This window comes from Pseudomonas sp. SIMBA_068 (assembly GCF_046534705.1).
GTDB classification, from domain to species: domain Bacteria; phylum Pseudomonadota; class Gammaproteobacteria; order Pseudomonadales; family Pseudomonadaceae; genus Aquipseudomonas; species Aquipseudomonas putida.
In genome coordinates this window covers 1-269 of the sequence record NZ_JAWRYI010000577.1, presented here as the reverse complement: position 1 = coordinate 269, position 269 = coordinate 1, and the positions used below count along the sequence as shown (strand labels likewise).

1 pseudogene is annotated in these 269 nt (G+C 45.7%); it reads left to right on the top strand.

The window, feature by feature from the left end:
- Positions 1-112 precede the first annotated feature (112 nt).
- Positions 113-269, top strand: a pseudogene (locus SB756_RS30490) (hypothetical protein); the annotation flags it as partial.

Below are 269 nucleotides of genomic sequence, written 5' to 3'. Positions count from 1 at the left end.
CACACGTATAAAACTTTTCTATCGCCCGGATGGATTGAAGGGAAATCCCTCTGAAGCCCCGTTAGCCCTGAAGTGGTTCTGGTCAGGTTCAGAAGGTAAGGCGTCATTGCGAGTGACCAATCCAACCCCTTACTACGTCTCTTTTAGCAGTGGTGATTTAGAAGCTAGCGGTAAACGCTATCCGATTGATGTGAAAATGATTGCACCATTTAGTGATGAGGTCATGAAAGTCACTGGCCTTAATGGCAAAGCAAGTTCTGCAAAAGTAC